This is a genomic window from Klebsiella sp. EMBS2024, assembly GCF_036233805.1.
Taxonomy (GTDB): Bacteria; Pseudomonadota; Gammaproteobacteria; order Enterobacterales; family Enterobacteriaceae; genus Klebsiella; species Klebsiella pneumoniae.
The window spans coordinates 4,162,316-4,164,227 of record NZ_JAZARW010000001.1; the positions used below are offsets into that span (position 1 = coordinate 4,162,316).

General features: G+C 59.9%; 2 protein-coding genes. One reads left to right on the plus strand and one right to left on the minus strand.

The annotated features are described in order from the left end of the window. On the plus strand, positions 1–173 hold a 173-nt coding region (locus VZP09_RS19070), incomplete at its 5' end, for a GNAT family N-acetyltransferase (protein ID WP_202180903.1). A gap of 89 nt (positions 174–262) precedes the next feature. Here the strand turns inward: VZP09_RS19070 and ggt are convergent. Further along, positions 263–1,912 (minus strand): gamma-glutamyltransferase (ggt, locus tag VZP09_RS19075; RefSeq protein WP_328795337.1); only part of this gene is annotated, 1,650 nt, incomplete at its 5' end.

Here is a 1,912-nt window from a genome sequence, read left to right on the forward strand (position 1 = left end):
TGTGCGACAACTGGCTGCGCGTCGAGCGTATTGAGCTGACGGTGTTCGCCGATAATGCCCCGGCGATTGCGGTGTATAAGAAGTACGGCTTTGAGATCGAAGGCACCGGCAGGCGTTACGCGCTGCGCAACGGTGAGTATGTGGATGCGTATTATATGGCGAGAATGAAGTAGCGTGTTGCCGGGTGGCGGCTTCGCCTTACCCGGCCTGCGTTCGTGCAGTTGTAGGCCCGGTAAGCGCAGCAGCGCCACCGGGCAACACATCAATACCCCGCCGTTAAATCATCCGGCGAACGCGGATCGGAGGCGCCATACAGCATGCCGTCCGGTCCCACCATGATGCTCTGGGTACTGCCCATCGCCTCTTTCAGCGCCACTTTCTGCCCCTTCGCCTCCAGCAGCTTGAGGGTATCCGGGCTAAAGCCTTTCTCCACCCGCAGCTCATCCGGCAGCCATTGATGGTGGAAACGCGGCGCGTTGGTGGCTTCCGCGACGTTCATCCCGAAATCGATGGTATTGACCACCATCTGCAGTACGGTGGTGATGATCCGACTGCCGCCCGGGCTGCCGGTCACCAGCCAGGTTTTGCCATCTTTCACCACAATGGTCGGCGACATTGACGACAGCGGGCGTTTTTTCGGCTCCACCGCATTGGCGTCGCCGCCCACCAGACCATAGACGTTAGGCACGCCGGGCTTCGCCGAGAAATCATCCATCTGGTTATTGAGCAGAATGCCGGAATCACCGGCCACAATGCCGGTACCGAAGGTGGTATTCAGCGTATAGGTCACCGCCACCGCATTGCCGTCTTTATCGACCACCGAGAAGTGGGTGGTCTGGTTGCTTTCATAGGGCGCCAGCTTGCCCGGACGGATCTGGCTGGAAGGCTTCGCCTTGTTGACATCAATCTCGGCGGCGATCGCTTTGGCGTAAGCCTTGCTGGTCAGCGCCTGCCACGGCACGTTGACGAAGTCAGGGTCGCCGAGATATTCAGAGCGGTCGGCGTAGGCGTGTTTCTCCGCCTCCGCCATCACCTGCATGGCGTCGGCGCTGCCAAAACCATATTTCTGCATATCGAAGTTTTCGAGGATATTGAGGATCTGCACGATATGGATCCCGCCGGAGGACGGCGGCGGCATAGAGTAAACCTCATACCCGCGATACTCGCCGCTAACCGGCGTACGCTCCACAGCCTTATAGCCGGCGAGATCGGCTTTGGTGATTAGCCCGCCGTGCTTTTTCATCTCGTCAGCGATCTGGTCGGCGATGGCCCCTTTATAGAAGGCGTCCGGGCCGTGCTCGGCAATCAGCTCCAGGCTCTTACCGAGGTTCTTCTGCACCAGCCGATCGCCCTTCTTCAGCGGCTCGCCGTTCTTCCAGAAGATCGCTTTACTATTTTCATGCTGCGGGATCACTTCGCTGCCGTAGGTCTTCAGATCGTCCGCCAGCGCATCGTTAACGATAAACCCCTCTTCCGCCAGCTTAATCGCCGGACGGATCACTTTGTTCAACGGCATGGTGCCATACTTTTCCAGCGCGAGGGAGAAACCGGCGACGCTGCCTGGCGTGCCGGAGGCCAGATGCGAAGTCAGTGATTTTTTACTGTCCGGGTTGCCCTGGTCGTCAAGGAACATGTCGCGGGTGGCCTGCTCTGGCGCCATTTCGCGGAAATCGATCGCCGTGGTCTTGCCGTCTTTAGTCCGCAGCATCATAAAACCGCCGCCGCCAATATTCCCGGCCTGCGGATGGGTGACCGCCAGCGCGTAGCCTACCGCTACCGCCGCATCGACAGCGTTACCGCCCTGGCGCAGGATATCCACGCCGACGCGGGTCGCCAGCGCGTCCACCGAGGCCACCATCCCCTGCCGGGCGCGTACCGGGTGGAACACATCTTCCTCTACGCCATAAGAGAC